General features: G+C 75.1%; 2 protein-coding genes. Both read right to left on the bottom strand.

All coding sequences use genetic code 11. The features are described 5' to 3' along the window. Positions 1–7,605 (bottom strand): type I polyketide synthase (locus GQ466_RS31340; RefSeq protein WP_161101660.1); only part of this gene is annotated, 7,605 nt, incomplete at its 3' end. A 13-nt stretch (positions 7,606–7,618) separates the two neighbouring features. Then, positions 7,619–22,036 carry a type I polyketide synthase gene (locus tag GQ466_RS05660; protein ID WP_161101659.1) on the bottom strand — a complete coding sequence of 4,806 codons (14,418 nt, stop codon included), beginning with the start codon at positions 22,034–22,036 and terminating at the stop codon, positions 7,619–7,621. Between the last annotated feature and the right edge of the window lie 59 nt (positions 22,037–22,095).

Genomic DNA, 22,095 nt, shown 5'->3' with positions numbered 1-22,095 from the left:
CCGGTCGAGCGCTTCGGCGGTCTCCTGGATGCCGACGCCGAGGACGGGGTGGGAGCTGACCTCGATGAACGCCGAGAACCCGTCCTCGATCAACGCGGTCACCGCGTCCTGGAACCGGACGGTGTGCCGCAGGTTCCGGTACCAGTACGCGCCGTCCAGCGGCCCGTCGCCCAGCCAGTCGGCGGTCACCGACGACAGCATCGGGATCCGCGGCTTTTGAGGAGCGAGGCCGTTGAGAACGTCCAGCAGGTCGGTCTCGATGGCTTCCACCTGCGCGGAGTGGGACGCGTAGTCGACCGGGAGGCGGCGGACGCGCGTTCCCTCCGACTCCAGCGCCGCCAGCAGGGCTTCCAGCTCGGCGGGATCCCCGGCGGCCACGACCGAGCCGGGGCCGTTGACCACCGCGATCTGCACCGATCCGGACAGCCGCTCCCGCACCTGCTCGGCGGGCAGGGCGATGGAGGCCATCGCGCCGCGACCGGCCAGGACGCCCGCGATCAACTGGCTGCGCAGCACCACGACGCGCGCCGCGTCCCGCAGGCTGAGCCCGCCCGCCACGTACGCGGCGGCGATCTCGCCCTGGGAATGGCCGATGACGGCGTCCGGGGTGACGCCCAGCGACTCCCACAGCCGGGACAGCGCGACCATCACCGCGAACGACACCGGCTGGACGACGTCCACCCGATCCAGTGAGGGGGCGTCCTCGGCCTGCCGGATCACGTCCAGCACCGACCAGCCCGCGAACTCCTCCACGGCGGCCGATATCTCGGCCAGCGCCTCGGCGAACACCGGAGACTGCTCCAGCAGGTCCGCGCCCATCCCGGGCCACTGCGCCCCCTGGCCCGGGAACACCCAGGCCACGCGACCCGGGGCTTCGGCTGCTCCGACCGGGGCCGCGCCGGAGGCGAGAGCGTCCAGGCCCGCGAGCAGTTCCGGACGGTCGGAACCGAGCACGACGGCTCGGTGCTCGAAGACCGACCGGCCCGACACGAGCGACCACGCCACGTCCACCGGCCGCAGGCCGTCGTCGGCGCGGACGAACGCGGCGAGACGCGCCGCCTGCGCCCGGACCGCCGCCTCCGACCGGGCCGACACCACCCACGGCGTCACGCCGGGCGCGTCGTTCTCGACGGGCTCGACGGCGTCGCCCTGCTCCAGCACGACGTGCGCGTTCGTTCCGCTGACGCCGAACGCCGACACCGCGCACCGCCGAGCGCTCCCGGTCTCAGGCCACTCCCTCGCCTCGGCAAGGAGTTCGACGGCACCAGCGGACCAGTCCACGTGCGGCGTCGGCTCGTCCACGTGCAAGGTCTGCGGCAGAACGCCGTGCCGCATCGCCATCACCATCTTGATCACACCCGCGACGCCAGCAGCCGCCTGCGTGTGACCGATGTTCGACTTCACCGACCCCAGCCACAGCGGACGATCCACCCGAGCTTGTCCATAGGTCGCAAGCAGGGCTTCGGCCTCGATCGGGTCGCCGAGCGTGGTTCCGGTGCCGTGGGCCTCCACGGCGTCGACGTCCCCGGCGGTGAGCTGGGCGTTGGCGAGCGCCTGCCGGATCACGCGCTGCTGGGACGGGCCGTTCGGCGCCGTCAGGCCGTTGGAGGCGCCGTCCTGGTTCACCGCCGACCCGCGCACCACCGCCAGCACCCGATGGCCCCGGCGACGCGCGTCCGACAGGCGTTCCACGGCCAGCAGGCCGACGCCCTCGCCCCAGCCGGTGCCGTCCGCCGACGCCGCGAACGCCTTGCACCGCCCGTCCGCCGACAACCCGCGCTGCCGCGAGAACTCCACGAACGCGGTCGGCGTGGCCATGACCGTCGCGCCGCCGGCGAGCGCGAGATCGCACTCGCCCGACCGCAGCGCCTGGACCGCCAGATGCAGAGCGACCAGCGACGACGAGCACGCGGTGTCGACGGTCAGCGCCGGGCCGATCAGACCGAGCTGGTACGCGATCCGGCCCGACACGACGCTGGCCGCGTTGCCCGTCACGCGGTAGCCCTCGGTCTCGTCGGACGCCCGGGCCGCGATCGTCGCGTAGTCCTGCCCGTTCCCGCCGACGAAGACGCCGGTCGGCGTGCCGCGCAGGGACGCCGGGTCGATGCCCGCCCGCTCGAACGCCTCCCAGGCCGTCTCCAGCAGAAGCCGCTGCTGCGGGTCCATCCCGAGCGCTTCGCGCGGCGAGATGCCGAAGAAGGCGGTGTCGAAGTCCGCGACGCCGCTCACGAAGCCGCCCTCGCGGACGTAGCTCTTGCCCGGACGGTCCGGATCCGGGTCGAACAGCGCGTCGGTGTCCCAGCCCCGGTCGGACGGGAACGGCGTCAGCGCGTCGGTCCCGTCCGCGAGCAGGCGCCACAGGTCCTCCGGCGAGGACACGTCGCCGGGGAACCGGCAGGCCATGCCGACGATCGCGATCGGCTCGCCGTCGGCCCGCGCGGCGGCGATTGCGCCGGTGTCGGGGACGGTCCCGGCCAGCGCGGCGAGTAGATGGTCCGCGAGGGCCGTGGGCGTCGGGTGGTCGAAGACCACGCCCGCCGCGAGCGGCAGGCCCGTCGCCGCGCGGAGCCGGTTGCGCAGTTCGACGGACATGAGCGAGTCGAAGCCGAGGTCGCGGAACGGGCGTCCGGCGTCGACGCGCCGGGCGTCGGCGAAACCGAGGACGGAGGCCGCCTGGGCGCGGACGAGGTCGGCGAGGAACGGGCCGCGCTCGGGCTCGGGCAGGTCGGCGAGCCGCCGCGCGAGGTCGGTGCCGCCGGTCGCGGCGCGGCGCCGGATCGCCGTGCCGGTCAGGCCCCGCAGGACCGGCGCGAGGGCGTCGCCCTGGGCGCGCAACGCCCGGACGTCGAGCGCGGCGGGCACGGCGACGGCCCGGCCGAGCGTCCGGGCGGCGTCGAGCAGCGCGAGCCCTTCGCCGGGGTCGAGGGGCACCAGGCCGGTGCGGGCGATGCGCTGGACGTCGGTCTCTGACAGCTCGCCGGTGATCCCCCCGGCCTGCTGCCACAGGCCCCAGGCGAGGGACGTGGCGGGCAGGCCCAATGCCCGGCGGTGTTCGGCGAGGGCGTCCAGGAAGGTGTTGGCCGCCGCGTAGTTGGCCTGCCCGGCCCCGCCGATCAGCCCGGACACCGACGAGTACAGGACGAACGCCGACAGATCCAGGTCACGGGTGAGTTCGTGCAGGTTCCATGCGGCGTCGACCTTGGGACGGAACACCGTCGCCAGACGGTCGGGGGTCAAGGAGCCGAACACGCCGTCGTCCAGGACGCCCGCCGTGTGGATCACAGCCGTCAGCGGACGCTCCTCCGGAACGGCCGCCAGGATCATCGACAGCTCGTCCCGGTCGGCGGCATCGCCCGCGGCCACGGTCACGAGCGCGCCCGACGCCTCCAGCTCGTCGCGCAGCTCGACCGCGCCCGGAGCGTCCAGGCCGCGTCGGCTGACCAGCAGCAGGCTCCGCACGCCGTGCTCGGCGACGAGGTGACGGGCGGCCAGCGCGCCCAGCCCGCCGGTCCCGCCCGTGATCAGGACGGTTCCGTCCGGATCCCAGGACACCGGTTCACCGACGGTCGCGCGGGCCAGACGCGGGACGAGCACCGCGCCGTCCCGCAACGCCACCTGCGGCTCGCCCGACGCCACCGCCGCAGGAAGCCCGTCCAACGACCCGTCGGCGTCCACCAGCACCAACCGGCCCGGGTTCTCCGTCTGCGCGCTGCGCAGCAGGCCCCACACGCTCGACTGCGGTAGGTCGACCGCGTCGCCGTCCGTCGCCCGCACCGCGTTCCGGGTGACGACGACCAGCCGGGACCCGGCGAACCGCTCCGAAGCCAGCCATTCCTGCGCCAGCCCGAGGACGTCCGAGGTCACCGAACGCACGGCGCCCGGCACGTCGTCCGTCCCCGGCGTCGGCGAGGACACGACCACGACGTCGGGAACCGCGTCCGCCAGCGACGGCAGATCGGCGTGGGACGGGACACCGTCCAAGCCTGTCTCGCCGAGGGACGCCCAGTTCTCTGGAGAGGACGGCTCGGCGTCGACCGGCACCCAGTCGACCTGGAAGAGGGAGGCGGGCCGCGCGCCGCCGACGGCGCGCAGCCACTCGCGGGGCTCGGCGCGGAAGCGCACCGACTCGGCCGTCAGAACCTCGGCGCCGGTGTCGTCGGCCGCCGTGACGCGCACGCCGCCGTCCACCGCCGACAGCCGGACCCGCAGCCGCGCCGCGCCCGCCGCGCGCACCCGCACGCCCGACCACGCGGACGGCAGGCTCCCCGGGAAGGGGTGCAGCAGGGCGTCCCAGAGCGCGGGGTGGAGGACGAACCCGGCCGCGTCCTGCCCGTCGGGGAGGGCGATCTCGGCGAAGACGTCCCCGTCCCGGCGCCACACGCGCCGCAGCGCCTGGAACGCCGGGCCGTGCTCGTGCCCTTCGTCGGCCCACCGGGCGTAGACGTCCGCGGGGTCCTCCTCGGCGGCGCCGGGCGGCGGCCACGCGGCCGGTTCGGCGCCGGAGACGCCGGTTCCGGCGGTCGTCAGCGTGCCGGAGGCGTGCAGTGTCCAGGGCGACCCGTCGCCGGATCGGGAGTGCACCGCGACCGGGCGCCGTCCCGCGTCGCCCGCACCGACGGTCACCTGGACCTGGACGCCCGCGTCCTCCGCGAGCGGCAACGGCGCCACCGATGCCAGGTCCGCGACCCCGTCGCAGCCGACGCGGTCCCCGGCCGCGACGGCCAGTTCGAGGAACAGCGCGTCCGGGACGAGCGGGCCGCCGAACACCGCGCGGTCCGCCAGCCAGGGGTGGTCGCGGAGCGAGAGCCGCCCGGTCAGCACCAGGCCGCCGTCCGCGGCGAGTTCGACGGCGGCGCCGAGCAGCGGGTGCCCGGCGGCGCTCATCCCGGCGGCGGCCAGGTCGGCGGCGCCGGTTCCGGCGTCGAGCCAGTAGCGCTCCCGCTGGAAGGCGTAGGTGGGCAGGTCCGTGCGGCGGGCGCCGGGCAGGAGCGGGGTCCAGTCGGCGCCGGTGCCGCGCGCGAACGTCCCGGCGATCGCGGCCACGAACGAGGCGGGCTCGGGGCGGCCCGCGCGCGTCGCGGAGAACAGGGCCGTCGCGTCGGGGTCCGCCAGACAGTCCGCCGCCATCGCCGACAGGACGGCGTCGGGGCCCAGCTCCAGGAGCGTGGTGACGCCTTCGGACTCCAGGCTGCGGACGGCGTCCAGGAACCGGACGGGTTCGCGGATGTGCCGGACCCAGTACTCCACCGAACCGATCTCGTCCGGATCCGCGAGCCGCCCGGTCACCGCCGACACCAGCGGAATCGCCGGCCGCCCGAACGTCACGCCTTCCAACGCGTTCCGGAAGTCCGCCAGCATCGGATCCATCAGCGGCGAATGGAACGCGTGGCTGACCGTCAGGCGCTTCACGCGGCGTCCCTCGGCGCGCAGTGCCTCTTCGATGCGCGCGACCACGGAACCGTCGCCCGAGAGCACGACCGCCGCGGGCCCGTTCACCGCCGCGACGCCCACCTGCTCGTGGCCGTCCAGGACGCGCGCGATCTCGTCCTCGCCCGCCGCGACGGCCAGCATCGCGCCGCCCGCGGGCAGCCGCTGCATCAGCTCGCCGCGCGCGACCACCAGCCGGACGGCGTCATCGAGCCCGATCAGCCCGGCCACATGTGCGGCCGAAATTTCACCGATGGAGTGGCCCGCGACGAAATCGGGCCGGAGCCCCCACGATTCGGCGAGACGGAACAGCGCCACCTCAACAGCGAACAGCGCCGGTTGCGTGAACCGGGTCTCCCCCAGTTCCTCGCCCGAAGCGATCACCTCGCGCAACGAGCGCCCCAGCAACGCGTCCGCCCGCGCGCACACCTCGTCCAGCGCCGCCGCGAACACCGGGAACGCGTTCGCGAGTTCCGCGCCCATCCCGGCGCGCTGCGATCCCTGGCCGGTGAACACCACGCCGACCCGGCCGTCCACGACGGCGGGCGCGGCGCCGCCCGACGCCAGGCTCTCCAGCCCGGCCAGCAGCTCGTCCCGGTTCGCACCCGCGACGACCGCGCGGTGCGCGAACAACGACCGCTCGTTGACCAGCGACCATGCCACGTCCACCGGCCGGACGTCGCGCGCCGCGACGAACTCCGCCAACCGCGAAGCCTGCGCCCGGACCGCTTCCTCCGACCGACCCGACACCACCCACGGCACCACCGGCGCGTCGTCCGCGACGACCTCGGACGGCTCCTCGACGGCCTGCTCCAAGATCACGTGCGCGTTCGTCCCGCTGATCCCGAACCCGGAGACCGCGCAACGCCGCGTTTCGGACGGCCAGTCCCGCGCCTCGGTCAGCAGTTCGACGGCACCAGCGGACCAGTCCACATGCGGGGTCGGCTCGTCCACGTGAAGCGTCTGCGGCAGGACGCCATGCCGCATCGCCATCACCATCTTGATCACGCCGCCGACGCCGGCGGCGGCCTGAGCATGACCGATGTTCGACTTCAACGACCCCAGCCACAGCGGACGATCGTCCGCCCGGTCCTGTCCATAGGTCGCGAGCAGCGCTTCCGCCTCGATCGGGTCGCCGAGCGTGGTCCCGGTGCCGTGGGCCTCGACCGCGTCCACGTCCCCGGTCTCCAGCCGGGCGTTGGCCAGCGCCTGCCGGATCACCCGCTGCTGCGACGGCCCGTTCGGCGCGGTCAGCCCGTTCGACGCGCCGTCCTGGTTCACCGCCGTGCCGCGCACCACCGCCAGCACCCGGTGCCCCAGCCGCCGGGCGTCCGACAACCGCTCCACCGCCAGCAGGCCCACGCCCTCGGCGAAGCCCGTCCCGTCGGCGGCGGCGGCGAACGGCTTGCACCGGGCGTCCGGCGCCAGGCCGCGCTGCCGGGCGAACTCCACGAAGACGCCGGGGGACGTCACGACCGTCACGCCGCCCGCGAGCGCCAGCTCGCACTCGCCCGACCGCAGCGCGTCCACGGCGAGGTGCAGCGCCACCAGCGACGACGAGCACGCCGTGTCCACGGTCATCGCGGGCCCGGTCAGCCCGAACTGGTAGGCGATCCGGCCGGACGTGACGCTCAGCGTCGTGCCGGTCAGCAGATGCCCCTCGACCGCTTCGGGCGCCTCGTGCACGCGCGGCCCGTACTCCTGCGGGACGGCGCCGACGAACACGCCGGTCCGGCTGCCGCGCAGCGACCCCGGGTCGATGCCCGCCCGCTCGAACGCCTCCCACGCCGTCTCCAGCAACAACCGCTGCTGCGGGTCCATCGCCAGCGCCTCACGCGGCGAGATACCGAAGAAGCCCGCGTCGAACTCGGCCGCGTCATGGACGAACCCGCCGTCGCGCACGTAGCAGGTGCCGGACGCGCCCGGATCGGTGTCGTAGAGCGCGTCCAGGTCCCAGCCCCGGTCGCCGGGGAACGGGCCGACGGCGTCCCGCCCGGCGGCCACCAGGTCCCACAGATCCTCGGGCGACCGAACGCCGCCGGGGAACCGGCACGCCATGCCCACGATCGCGATCGGCTCGTGCCGCTCGTCCGTCAGGGCCTGCACCTGACGGCGGGCCTCCCGGCCGTCCGCGATGGACCGCTTGAGGTATTCGCGCAGCTTCTCTTCGTCAGCCATGGGGGCTCCCGGGTCAGGCGCGCTCGTCGACGAACGCGAACAGCTCGTCGTCGGAGGCGGAGTCGAGGTCTTCCTGATCGGCGTCGCCGGCCGGGCCGACGAGGTCCAGCAGTTCGCGCAGCGCCGCGGCGATCCGCCGCCGCGCGTCGTCGTCGTGCTCCCCGGACGCGAGGTCCGGCTTGAGGCGGGTGAGGCCGGCGAGGACGGACGGGCCGTCCGGCGCCGTGTCGTCCAGGCCGAGGCGCGCGCCGACGGCCGCCGCCAGCTCGCCGGGCGTCGGATGGTCGAAGACGACGGTGGCGGGCAGGCGCAGCCCGGTCAGCGCGTTCAGCCGGTTCCGCAGCTCGACCGCCGTGAGCGAGTCGAAGCCCAGTTCCTTGAACGCCCGGTCCCGGTCCACGCTGTCGCGTCCGGTGTGGCCGAGGACGGCGGCGGCCTCGTCGCGCACCACGTCCGTCAGGTGGCGGAGCCGCTCGTCCGGCGCCAGGGCGGCGAGCCGTTCGGTGAGGGCGGGCCCGGTGCGGTCCGGGCTCGCGGCGGCGGTCCGGCGGACGATGCCGCCCGCGAGGCCGCGCAGGAGGCCGCGCGGTTCGCCGGGCCGCGCCGCCGGGTCGAGCCGGGCGGGGACGACGGCGGCGAGCCCGAGATCCTGCGCCCGGTCGAGGAGGTCCAGGCCCGCCGGCGACGGCATCGGGACGAGGCCGTCGCGGGCCATCCGCCGGACGTCGCGGGCGTCGAGATGGCCGGTCATGCCGCTGGCGGCCTCCCAGTAGCCCCAGGCCAGGGACACGGCGGGCAGTCCCCGGGCGCGGCGGTGCTCGGCGAGCGCGTCCAGGAACGCGTTGGCCGCCGCGTAGTTGGCCTGGCCCGCCGTCCCCGCCACGCCCGCGAACGACGAGTAGAGGACGAACGCGGACAGGTCGCGGTCCCGGGTGAGTTCGTGCAGGTGCCACGCCGCGTCGACCTTGGGGCGGAACACCGTGGCCAGGCGGTCGGGAGTCAGCGCGTCGAGCACGCCGTCGTCCAGCACGCCCGCCGTGTGGATCACCGCCGAGAGCGGCACGTCGGCCAGGAGCCCGGCCAATTCGTCCCGGTCGGCGACGTCGGCCGCCGCGATCGTCACCCGCGCGCCCAGCGCCGTCAGCTCGTCGCGCAGTTCATCGGCGCCCGGTGCGTCCGGCCCGCGTCGGCTCACCAGCAGCAGGTTCCGCACGCCGTGTTCGGTGACGAGGTGCCGCGCCGCCAGCGCGCCCAGCCCGCCGGTGCCGCCCGTGACCAGGACCGTGCCGTCCCCGTAGGGCGCGGCCGGGACGGTCAGGACGATCTTGCCGATGTTGCGCGCCCGGGACAGGAACCGGAACGCGTCCGGGGCCCGGCGGACGTCCCAGGTGGTGACCGGCGGCACGTGCAGCACGCCGCGCTCGAACAGGCCGACGACCTCGCGCAGCATCTCCTGGACGCGGTCGGGCCCCGCGTCCATCAGCTCGAACGCCCGGTACTCCACGCCCGGGTGCGCGCGGGCGACCTCGGCGGCGTCGCGCAGGTCGGTCTTCCCCATCTCGACGAACCGGCCGCCGCGCGGCAGCAGCCGCAGCGACGCGTCCACGAACTCGCGGGCCAGCGCGTTGAGCACGACGTCGAAGCCCCGGCCGCCGGTCGCGGCGGCGAACGCCTCCGCGAAGCCGAGCGTGCGCGACGACGCGAGGCGGTCTTCGGTGAAGCCGTCCGCGCGGAGCACCGGCCACTTGCCGGGGCTCGCCGTGCCGTAGACGTCCGCGCCGAGATGCCGGGCGATCTGCGTCGCGGCCATGCCCACGCCGCCGGCCGCCGCATGGACGAGCACCGTGTCGCCCCGCCGCAGCCTGCCGAGGTCGACCAGGCCGTAGTAGGCGGTCAGGAAGACCACCGGGATCGCGGCGGCCTGGACGAACGACCACGCGGACGGCATCGGCGCGAGCATCCGCCGGTCTGTGACGGCCACCGGCCCGAACCCGCCGGTGAGGAAACCGAACACGCGGTCGCCCGGCGCGAGGTCGGTGACGTCCGGGCCGGTCTCCAGGACGATCCCGGCGCCCTCGCTGCCCGGGACCGCCGTCTCGTCCGGGTACATGCCGAGCGCGATGAGGACGTCCCGGAAGTTGAGACCGGCGGCCCGGACCGCGATCCGGACCTCGCCCGCCCGGAGCGGGCGCGCGGCGTCGGGGGCGGGCAGGAACGTCAGGTTGTCGAGCGTGCCCCGGGCGGTCAGGCCGAGCCGCCAGTGCGGGGTCCCGTCGGGCGGGACGAGGCTCGCGTCCGGGCGGGCGAGCCGGGGCGTGCGCAGCGCGCCGTCGCGGACCGCGATCTGCTCCTCGCCGGACGCGACGGCGGCGGGCAGCGCGTCCCGGGCGTCGCCGTCGAGGTCCACGAGGACGAACCGGCCGGGCTGCTCGGTCTGCGCACTGCGCAGCAGGCCCCACACGCCCGACGACGCCAGGTCGACCGCGTCCGCGTCCTGCGCCCGGACCGCGTTGCGGGTGACGACCACCAGGCGCGCGTCGGCGAAGCGCTCGTCGGCGAGCCAGCGTTGCACCACGTCCAGCACGCGGGCCGTGGACGACCGCACGGCTTCGGGCACGGAACCGGCGGCGGGTTCGACCTCGTACACCACCGTGCCGGGGACGTCTCCGGCCTCGGCCAGCGCCGCAAGGTCGCGGTGGGCGGGAAGCTCGGCCCCGCCGATCGTGACGGGCGCGGGGCCGATCAACGCCCAACCGGCGACGTCCGCCGCGTCGGCCGCCGGGACGTCGGTCCAGTCCAGGTGGAACAGGGAGTCGCGGTGCGGGCCGGCGGCCCGGCGGAGCGCCTGCTCGGACACCGGGCGCAGGACGAGCGATCCTGCGGTCGCGACGGGGGCGCCTTCGGCGTCGGCGGTGTGGAGGGCGTAACCGTCGGTGCCAGTGGGGGTGAGGTGGACGCGCAGGTGGGTGGCGTTGGTGGCGTGGATTTCGACGTCGGACCAGGCGAACGGGAGGCTCAGTTCGCGTTCTTCTCCGGCGATGCCCGGGAGAAGTGGGTGGAGGGCCGCGTCCAGGAGGGCGGGATGGACGGCGAACGCGTCCGCCGGTTCGTCCAGCGCCACTTCGGCGAAAATTTCCGCGCCGCGTTTCCACACGCGTTGGAGGCCCTGGAAGGTCGGGCCGTAGTCGTAGCCGCGTTCGGCCACGCGGGCGTAGTCGACGTCGACTTCGACCGCGTCCGCCGGGGGCCATTGCGTCAGTGTCGGCGCGCCCGTCGGCTCCCGGGTCAGCAGGCCGGACGCGTGGAGCGTCCAGGCGTCCTGCTCCCGGGGACGAGAGTGGATCTCCACCGGGCGGCGGCCGGTCTCGTCCGGGGCGCCGACGACGACCTGGAGCTGGACGTCGCCCTGCTCGGGGAGCGGCAGGGGCGCGGCCAGGGTGAGGTCGTCGATCCGGGCGTATCCGGCGCGGTCGGCGGCGGTGATCGCCAGTTCCACGAAGGCCGTGCCCGGGAGCAGGACGGTTCCCAGAACCGCGTGGTCGGCCAGCCACGGGTGCGTCTTGAGGGAGACGCTGCCCGTGAGGATCACGCCTCCCTGCTCGCCGGCCAGCTCCACGACCGCGCCGAGCAGCGGATGCTCGACGTCGTTCAGCCCGGCCGCCGTCACGTCCCCGGCCGCGCGGGAGCCGGGTTCGAGCCAGAACCGCTCGCGCTGGAACGCGTAGGTCGGGACGTCCACCCACCGGCCGCCCGCGCAGACCTCGGACCAGTCGACGGCGATGCCGTTCACGAACGCCTCGGCCGCCGAGGACAGGAACCTCTCCCATCCGCCTTCGTCCCGGCGCAGCGACCCGACCGTCACGACGTTCCGGTCGAGCGCTTCGGCGGTTTCCTGGATGCCGACGCCGAGGACGGGATGGGAGCTGACCTCGATGAACGCCGAGAAGCCGTCCTCGATCAACGCGGTCACCGCGTCCTGGAACCGGACGGTCTGCCGCAGATTCCGGTACCAGTACGCCCCGTCCAACGGCGAGTCACCGAGCCAGTCGGCGGTCACCGACGACAGCATCGGGATCCGCGGCTCCTGCGGTTCAACGTCCGCGAGGACGGTCAGCAGGTCGGTCTCGATGGCCTCCACCTGCGCGGAGTGGGAGGCGTAGTCGACCGGGAGGCGTCGCACCCGTGTTCCCTCGGACTCCAGCGTCGTCAGCAGCGTTTCCAGCTCGGTGGGATCTCCCGCGATCACCACCGAGCCGGGGCCGTTGACCACCGCGACCTGCACCGACCCCGACAGCCGCTCGTGTACCTGCCCGGCGGGCAGTGCGACCGACGCCATGCCGCCGCGACCCGCCAGGACGCCCGCGATCAGCTGGCTGCGAAGGACGACGACGCGCGCCGCGTCCCGCAGGCTGAGCCCGCCCGCCACATAGGCCGCAGCGATCTCGCCCTGCGAGTGACCGATCACCGCGTCGGGCGTCACGCCCAGCGACTCCCACAGCCGAGCCAACGCGACCATGACCGCGAACGAGACCGGCTGCACGACGTCCACCCGGTCGAGCGACGGCGCGTCCTCGGCCTGCCGGACGACGTCCAGCACCGACCAGCCCGCGAACTCCTGCACAGCGGCCGAGACCTCGGCCAGCACCTCGGCGAACACCGGCGACTGCTCCAGCAGCTCCGCACCCATCCCGGCCCACTGCGCACCCTGGCCGGGGAACACCCAGGCCACACGTCCGGTCGACGTGGCGGTACCCGAGATCGCTCCCGGGCCGTTCGCCGCGAGGCTTTCCAGCCCGGCCAGCAGTTCCCGCCGGTCAGCTCCCGTCACGACGGCGCGATGCTCGAAGACCGACCGGCCCGACACGAGCGACCAGGCCACGTCCACCGGCCGGACGTCGCTCGCAGCGACGAACTCCGCCAGCCGGGAAGCCTGCATCCGGAGCGCTTCCTCCGTGCGGCCCGACACGACCCACGGCACCACGGTCGCGTCGTCCGCGACGGGGTCGGACGGCTCCTCGGCGACCTGTTCCAGGATCACGTGCGCGTTCGTCCCGCTGATCCCGAACCCGGAGACCGCGCAGCGCCGCGTCCCGGACGGCCAGTCCCGCGGCTCGGTCAGCAGCTCCACGGCTCCGGCGGACCAGTCCACGTGCGGGCTCGGCTCGTCCACATGAAGCGTCTGCGGCAGGAGCCCGTGCCGCATCGCCATCACCATCTTGATCACACCGGCGACACCGGCGGCGGCCTGCGTGTGGCCGATGTTCGACTTGACGGAGCCCAGCCACAGCGGACGGTCGTCCGCCCGCCCCTGCCCGTAGGTCGCGAGCAGGGCCTCGGCCTCGATCGGGTCGCCGAGCGCCGTCCCGGTGCCGTGGGCCTCCACCGCGTCGACGTCGGCGGTGTCCAGCCCGGCGCTGGCCAGCGCCTGACGGATCACGCGCTGCTGCGACGGGCCGTTCGGCGCGGTCAGGCCGTTGGACGCGCCGTCCTGGTTGACCGCCGTGCCGCGCACCACCGCGAGAACCCGGTGACCCAGACGCCGCGCGTCCGACAACCGCTCCACGGCCAGCAGGCCGACGCCCTCGCCCCAGCCGGTGCCGTCGGCCGACGCGGCGAACGCCTTGCACCGACCGTCCGGAGAGAGACCGCGCTGCCGGGAGAACTCGATGAACGTCCCGGGCGTCGCCATGACGGCCGCGCCGCCCGCGAGCGCCAGGTCGCATTCGCCCGACCGCAGCGCCTGCACCGCCAGGTGCAGAGCGACCAGCGAGGACGAGCACGCGGTGTCCACGGTCAGCGCCGGGCCGGTCAGCCCGAGCTGGTAGGCGATCCGGCCCGAGACCACGCTGCCGGTGTTGCCGGTCAGCAGGATCCCTTCCAGGTCGGCGGGCATCTCGCGCGCCGACGGCGCGTAGTCGTGGTACATCAGGCCCGCGAACACGCCGGTCTGCGTGCCGTGCAGCGACGCCGGGTCGATGCCCGCCCGCTCCAGCGTCTCCCACGCGATCTCCAGCAGGAGCCGCTGCTGCGGGTCCATCGCCAGCGCCTCGCGCGGCGAGATGCCGAAGAAGCCGGGGTCGAAGTGGCCCGCGTCCCGCAGGAATCCGCCGTGGCGGGTGTAGGTGCGTCCGGGACGGCCGGGGTCGGGGTCGTACAGCTCGTCGAGGGCCCAGCCCCGGTCGGTCGGGAACGTCCCGATCGCGTCAGCGCCGTCGGCGACCAGGCGCCACAGCTCCTGCGGCGACGACACGCCGCCGGGGAAGCGGCACGCCATGCCCACGATCGCGATCGGCTCGTCCGTCCGCGCGGTCGTCGCCGTGACGGGACGGGCGGTGTCGGGGCCGTCGGCGAACTCGGCCGCGAGGAGGCCCGCGACCTCCGCCGGGGTCGGGTGGTCGAAGACCAGCGTCGTCGGGAGCCGGAGCCCGGTGGCGGCGTTGAGCTGGTTGCGCAGCTCGACGGACGTCAGCGAGTCGAAGCCGATGTCGGTGAACGGACGGTCGGTGCCGACGGCGTCCGGATCGGCGTACCCGAGGACGTCCGCGACCTTCCGCCGCACGAGGTCGAGCAGCTGCCGCGCCCGGTCGGCGGCGGAGAGCCCGGCCAGGCGTTCGGCGAGCGGCGAGGTGCCCGCGTCCCGGCCGCGCCGCGCCGGCGTCCGGACGAGGCCCCGGAACACCGCAGGAACCGCCGCGTTCCGCGCCCGCAGGGCCACGGCGTCGAGCTTCACCGGGACGACCGCGGCCCGGCCCGCCGCCGTCGCCGCGTCGAACAGCGCCATGCCCTCGGCGGCGTCCAGGGTCGCGACGCCGGAGCGGGCCATCCGCTGGACGTCGCTCGCGGACATCGCCGCCGTGAGTCCCCCGGCGTCGGCCCACAGGCCCCAGGCGAGGGACGTGGCGGGCAGGCCCAGCGCGCGGCGGTGCTCGGCGAGGGCGTCCAGGAACGTGTTGGCCGCCGCGTAGTTCGCCTGCCCGGCACCGCCGATCAGCCCGGACACCGACGAATAAAGAACGAACGCCGACAGATCCAGGTCACGCGTGAGTTCGTGCAGGTTCCACGCCGCGTCGACCTTCGGACGGAACACCGTGGCCAGACGCTCGGGAGTGAGCGAGCCGATCACGCCGTCGTCCAGGACTCCGGCCGTGTGGATCACGGCCGTCAGCGGACGCTCGGGAGGGATCACCGCGAGGAGGGTCGACAGGGTCTCGCGGTCGGCCACGTCACCGGCCGCCACCGTCACCAGCGCGCCCGACGCCTCCAGCTCGTCGCGCAGGTCGGTCGCGCCCGGAGCTTCGAGACCGCGCCGACTGACCAGCAGCAGGCTCCGCACGCCGTGCTCGGCGACGAGGTGGCGGGCGGCCAGCGCGCCCAGCCCGCCGGTCCCGCCCGTGATCAGGACGGTGCCATCCGGATCCCAGGACACCGGGTCGCCCACGGTCGCGCGGGCCAGACGCGGGACGAGCACGGCGCCGTCCCGCAACGCCACCTGCGGTTCGCCCGACGCCACCGCCGCGGGCAGCCCGTCCAAGGACGCGTCGACATCGGCCAGCACCAGCCGGCCGGGATTCTCCGTCTGTGCGCTGCGCAGCAGGCCCCACACGCCGGACGACGCCGGCTCGACCGCGTCGGCCTCCGCCGCGCGCACCGCGTTCCGCGTCACCACGACCAGCCGCGCGCCGGCGAACCGGTCGTCGGCCAGCCAGTCCCGCACCAGCGCGAGAACGTCCGACGCGACCGACCACGCGGCGTGCGGCACGTCGCCCGACGGTTCCGGCGGCTGCGCCACCACCACGTCCGGAACGTCGCCGGTCTCGGCGAGCGCGGGCAGGTCGGCGAAGGACGGCAGGCGCGTCCCGCCGATCGTCACCGGCGCGGCGCCGACCGACGCCCACCGCCCGGTGCCCGCCGTGGCCTCCCCGGTCGGCGTCCGCCGCCACTCCACGTGGAACAGCGAGTCCTGGTGCGCGGCCGTGGCCTGGCGCAGCGCGTCCTGCGACACCGGCCGCAGGACCAGCGCGCCGACGGTGGCGACGGGCGCGCCGGCGCCGTCGGCGACCTGGAGCGCGAGGCCGTCCGCGCCCGCCGGGGCGAGGCGGACGCGCAGCCGCGACGCGGCCTGCGCCGCGTGGACCTCGACGCCCGACCAGGCGAACGGCAGGCTCAGCTCCCGGCGCTCGTCGGCGAAGCCGGGCAGGACGGCGTGCAGGGCGGCGTCCAGCAGGGCCGGGTGGACGGCGAACGCGTCGGCGTGCCGTTCCTCGTCCAGCACGACCTCGGCGAAGGTCTCCGCGCCGCGTTTCCAGACGCGGCGCAGCCCGTGGAACGTCGGGCCGTAGTCGTAGCCGCGCTCGGCGACGCGGGCGTAGCCGTCCTGGACGTCGACCTCGACCGCGTCCGCCGGGGGCCACTCCGCGAGCGGCGCGGGATCCGCCTGGGCGGGGCCGAGGAGGCCGGACGCGTGGAGCGTCCAGGCGTCCTGCTCCCGGGAACGGGAGTGGATCTCCACCGGGCGGTGCCCCGCCTCGTCCGGGGCGCCGACGACGACCTGGAGCTGGACGTCGCCGTGCTCGGGAAGGGCGAGCGGCGCGGAGAGCGTGAGGTCTTCGACGCGTCCGCATCCGGCGCGGTCGGCGGCGCTGATCGCCAGTTCCACGAACGCGGTGCCCGGGAGCAGGACGGTTCCCAGCACCGCGTGGTCGGCCAGCCACGGATGGGTCTCCAGCGACACGCTGCCGGTGAGGATCAGGCCGCTCTGGTCGCCGGCCAGTTCCACGGCCGCGCCGAGCAGGAGGTGGTCGACGCCGTCGAGTCCGGCGGCGGTCACGTCCCCGGCGGTGCGGGGGCCGGGTTCGAGCCAGAAACGCTGCCGCTGGAATGCGTACGTCGGGACGTCCACCCACCGGCCGCCCGCGCACGCCGCGGACCAGTCGACGGGCACGCCGCGCGCGAAGGCTTCGGCCGCCGACGACAGGAACGCGTCCCATCCTCCCTCGTCGCGGCGCAGCGACCCGACCGTCACCACGGTCCGGTCCAGAGCCTCGGCGGTCTGCTGGATCCCGACGCCGAGCACGGGATGGGAGCTGACCTCGATGAACGCCGAGAAGCCGTCCTCGATCAACGCGGTCACCGCGTCCTGGAACCTAACGGTCTGCCGCAGGTTCCGGTACCAGTACGCGGCGTCCAACGGCGAGCCGCCGAGCCAGTCGGCCGTCACCGACGACAGCATCGGAATCCGAAGCTCCTGCGGCTCGACCTCGGCAAGGGCCGCCAGCAGGTCGTCCTCGATGGCTTCGACCTGGGCGGAGTGGGACGCGTAGTCGACGGGGAGGCGCCGGACGCGTGTCCCTTCGGACTCCAGGACCGTGAGCAGCGCCTCCAACTCGGTGGGATCCCCGGCGACGACCACCGAGCCGGGGCCGTTGACGACCGCGATCTGCACCGACCCCGACAACCGCTCCCGCACCTGCCCGGCAGGCAACGCGACCGACGCCATGCCGCCCCGGCCCGCCAGGACGCCCGCGATCAACTGGCTGCGCAACACCACCACGCGCGCCGCGTCCCGCAACGACAGGCCGCCCGCCACATACGCCGCCGCGATCTCACCCTGCGAGTGGCCGATCACCGCATCGGGCGTCACGCCCAGCGACTCCCACAGCCGGGCCAGCGCGACCATCACCGCGAACGACACCGGCTGCACGACGTCCACCCGATCCAGCGACGGCGCATCCTCGGCCTGCCGGACCACGTCCAGCACCGACCAGCCCGCGAACTCCTCCACCGCCGCCGAGACCTCGGCCAACGCCTCGGCGAACACCGCAGACTGCTCCAGCAGCTCCGCGCCCATCCCGGCCCACTGCGCACCCTGACCCGGGAACACCCACGCCACGCGCCCCGTCGACTCGGCCGCTCCGACCGGCGCCGCGCCCGACGCCAGAGCGTCCAGGCCCGCGAGCAATTCCTGACGATCGGATCCGGTCACCACGGCGCGACGCTCGAAGACCGACCGGCCCGACACCAGCGACCAGGCCACGTCCACCGGCCGGACGTCGTGCGCCGCGACGAACTCCGCCAACCGCGAAGCCTGCGCCCGGACCGCGTCCTCCGACCGGCCCGACACCACCCACGGCACCACGGGCGCATCGTCCGCGACGGCCTCGGCCGGCTCCTCGGCAGCCTGCTCCAAGATCACGTGCGCGTTCGTTCCGCTGACGCCGAACGCCGACACCGCGCACCGCCGGACGCTTCCGGTCTCAGGCCAGTCCCGCGCTTCGGTCAGCAGCCGCACGGCGCCCGCCGACCAGTCCACATGCGGCGTCGGCTCGTCCACGTGCAAGGTCTGCGGCAGGACGCCATGCCGCATCGCCATCACCATCTTGATCACACCACCGACGCCCGCGGCGGCCTGAGCATGACCGATGTTCGACTTCAACGACCCCAGCCACAGCGGACGATCGTCCGCCCGGCCCCGCCCGTACGTCGCGAGCAGCGCTTCCGCCTCGATCGGGTCGCCCAGCGCCGTGCCCGTGCCGTGCGCCTCGACCGCGTCCACCTCGGCCGCCGCGACGCGCGCGTCGGCCAGCGCGCGGCGGATGACGCGCTGCTGGGACGGCCCGTTCGGCGCCGTCAGCCCGTTGGACGCCCCGTCCTGGTTCACCGCCGACCCGCGCACCACCGCCAGCACCCGATGCCCCCGGCGACGCGCGTCCGACAACCGCTCCACCGCCAGCAACCCGACGCCCTCGCTCCACCCGGTGCCGTCCGCCGACGCCGCGAACGCCTTGCACCGACCGTCCGCCGACAGCCCGCGCTGCCGCGAGAACTCCAGGAACATGCCGGGCGTGGCCATCACGGTCACGCCGCCCGCGAGCGCCAGGTCGCATTCGCCCGACCGCAGCGCCCGCACCGCGAGATGCAGCGCCACCAGCGACGACGAGCACGCCGTGTCCACCGTCAGCGCCGGACCGGTCAGCCCGAGCTGGTAGGCGATCCGGCCCGACATCACGCTGGACGTCCCGCCCGTGAGGACGTGCCCTTCGACGCTCTCGGGCGCGTCGGCCATGCGCGGGCCGTAGTCCTGCCCGTAGCCGCCGACGAACACCCCGGCCGACGTTCCGTGCAGCGACGCCGGGTCGATGCCCGCCCGCTCCAGCGTCTCCCACGCCGTCTCCAGCAGGAGCCGCTGCTGCGGGTCCATCGCCAGCGCCTCACGCGGTGAGATGCCGAAGAAGCCCGCGTCGAACTCGGAAGCGTCGAGCAGGAACCCGCCGCCGCGCGCGTACGTGCGTCCCGAACGCCCGGGATCGGGGTCGTACAGGCCCTCGACGTCCCAGCCCCGGTCGGACGGGAACGCACCGATCGCGTCCCCGCCGTCGGCGACCAGGCGCCACAGCTCCTCCGGCGACGACACCCCGCCCGGGAAGCGGCACGCCATGCCCACGATCGCGATCGGCTCGTCTGATCCCGCAACGTCCGCGAGATCGTCCGGTTCGCCGGTCTCCCCGGCCAGCCGGGCGCGGAGATACCCGGCCAGCGCGTCGGGCGTCGGATGGTCGAACAGCAGGCCCGCAGGAAGGGCGAGCCCGGTCGCGGCGGCGAGCCCGTTGCGGAACTCCACCGCCGTCATCGAGTCGAACCCGAGGTCGGAGAAAGACGTGCGGAACGGGACGCGCTCGTCGGCGGAATAGCCGAGCGCCACCGCGACGTGCCGGGCGACGAGACCGGCCGTGTCCGTCGCGGCGCGGACGGGCTCGGGATCGGCGGACGGCGCCGGAGCGTCGACCCAGTACCGGCGGCGCTGGAACGCGTACGTCGGCAGGTCCACCGTGCGGGCGCCGGTCCCGGCGAACAGGGCGGGCCACGCCACGTCCACGCCCCGGACGAAGAGGTGCGCCAGGGCCGTCAGCGCCGCGCCCGGCTCGTCCCGGTCCGCGCGCAGCAGCGGCACGGCCCGCACCGCGCCGGGCGCGACGGCGCACTCGGCGGCCATCGGGGCGAGGACCGCGTCCGGCCCCAGTTCGAGCAGCGTCGCCGCGCCCGCCGCCTCCATCGCGCGGACGGCGTCGAGGAACCGGACGGGCACGCGGGCGTGCCGCACCCAGTAGTCCGGGGAGCGCAGCTCGTCCGCCGCGATCCGGCCCGTGACGGCCGAGACCACGGTCATCTGCGGCGCCGCGAACGACAGGTCCGCCACGACGGCGCGGAAGTCGTCCAGCATCGGGTCCATGAGCGGCGAGTGGAAGGCGTGGCTGACGTTCAGCCGCTTGGACCGGCGGCCCTGCGCGCGCACGGCGTCCCGGATCCGGTCGATCTCGCGCTCGTCCCCGGCCACCACGACCGACGCGGGTCCGTTGACGGCCGCGACGGCGACGCGCCCGCCGTCGCCGAGCAGTTCGAGCACGTCCTCCTCGGGCGCCTCGACGGCGAGCATCGCGCCGCCCGCCGGGAGCGCCTGCATGAGCCGTCCGCGCGCGACGACCAGCCGGACGGCGTCCGCGGCCGACAGGACCCCGGCGACGTGCGCGGCGGCGATCTCCCCGACCGAGTGGCCCGACACCCAGGCGGGCCGCACGCCCCACGACTCCACGAGCCGGAACGCCGCGACCTCGACGGCGAACAGCGCGATCTGGGTGAACGCGGTCCGGTCCAGGCCGTCCCCGGACGCGATCACCTCGCGCAGCGACCGGCCGAGCAGCGGATCGGCCAGCGCGCACACCTCGTCGAACGCCGCCGCGTAGGCGGGGAACGCCGCGTGCAGCTCCAGCCCCATCCCGGCGCGCTGCGCGCCCTGGCCGGTGAACAGCACGCCGAGCCCGCCGCCCGCGACCTCGCCGGACACGACGTCCGGCGCCGGATCCCCGGCGGCCAGCGCGTCCACGCCGGCGAGCAGCGCGTCCCGGGTCCCGCCGAGGACGACGGCGCGGTGGTCGAACAGGGTCCGGGTCGTGGCCAGCGACCAGCCGACGTCCGCCGGTGCGGCGGCCGGGGCCGCGTCGCTGAGCCGGGACGCCTGGCCGCGCAGCGCCTCCGCCGACCGTCCGGACAGGATCCACGGCGTCACGGGGACGCCCGTCGCGGGGGCCGGCGGCGCGGAGGCGGAGGCGGCCTCGCGCGGCCCTTCCGACAGGACGACATGGCAGTTCGTGCCGCCCATGCCGAACGCGCTGACGCCCGCGACGAGCGTCCGGTCCGCGTCCGGCCACGCGCCGGGCTCGCGCCGCACGGACAGGTTGAGGTCGTCCAGCGGGATGGCCGGGTTCGGCGCGGCGAAGTTGAGGCTGGGCGGCAGCTCGCGGCGGCGCAGGCTCAGCGCCGTCTTGATGAGCCCGGTGATGCCCGCCGCGCCCTCCAGATGCCCCACGTTCGTCTTCACCGAGCCGACCGGCAGCGGACGGCCGGGCGCGCGGCCCGCGCCGAGGACCGCGCCGAGCGCCGCCGCCTCGATCGGGTCGCCGAGCGGGGTCCCGGTGCCGTGCAGCTCGACGTACTGGACGTCGGCCGCCGCGACGCCCGCCCTGCGGTAGGCGGCGCGCAGGACGTCCTCCTGCGCGGGCGCGGCCGGGGTGGTCAGGCTGCTCCCGGCGCCGTTGTTGACGGCGCCGCCGCGCACGACGCAGTAGATCCGGTCGCCGTCGGCCAGCGCGTCGCCGAGCCGCCGCAGCAGGACCGCGCCGCCGCCCTCGCCGCGGACGTAGCCGTTCGCGCGGGCGTCGAAGGTGTAGCAGCGCCCGTCGGGTGACAGGCCGCCCCACGCGCCGGACACGACGGACGACTCCGGCAGCAGCGCGAGGTTCACGCCGCCCGCGACGGCCGCGTCCGCCTCGCCCCGCCGCAGGCTTTCGCAGGCGAGGTGCACCGCGACCAGCGACGACGACTGCCCGCTGTCGACCACCATGCTGGGCCCGCGCACGCCGAGGACGTAGGACAGCCGGTTCGCGATGATCCCCCGGTGCACGCCGGTCATCGTGTGCTGCGTGCTGGCCCGCGCCCCGTCGCGGTAGGCGAGCCGGGCGTAGTCGTCCCAGATCGCGCCGACGAACACCCCGACCCGGGCGCCGCGCAGGTCGGCCGGGACGATGCGCGCGTCCTCGACGGCCTCCCAGCCCAGCTCCAGCATGAGCCGCTGCTGCGGGTCCATCGCGGCGGCCTCGCGCGGCGAGAGGCGGAAGAACGCCGGGTCGAACCGGTCGACGCCGGACAGGAACGAGCCGTGCCGGGGCCACCGGTCGCCGTCGTCCGGCGCGCCCGTCGACGCCCAGAGCGCGCGCCGCTCGGCGGGCGTCTCGGCGACGGTCTGCCCGCCCGTCCGCAGCAGGTCCCAGAATTCGTCCGGATTCGCGGCGCCCGGATAACGGCAGGCCATTCCCACGATCGCGATCGCGTCCTCGGGATCGAAGGAGTGACCGTCATTCGCAGTCGCGCGGCTGCCCATAACCATCCTTCGCAAGGGAGCAAGAACGAAAGCGCGCACGGGGAGGCGGGAAAGAACGA

This window comes from Actinomadura rayongensis (assembly GCF_009831215.1).
Taxonomy (GTDB): Bacteria; Actinomycetota; Actinomycetes; order Streptosporangiales; family Streptosporangiaceae; genus Spirillospora; species Spirillospora rayongensis.
Note: the sequence above shows the minus strand (reverse complement) of the source record. Positions and strands in the feature narration are given on the sequence as shown.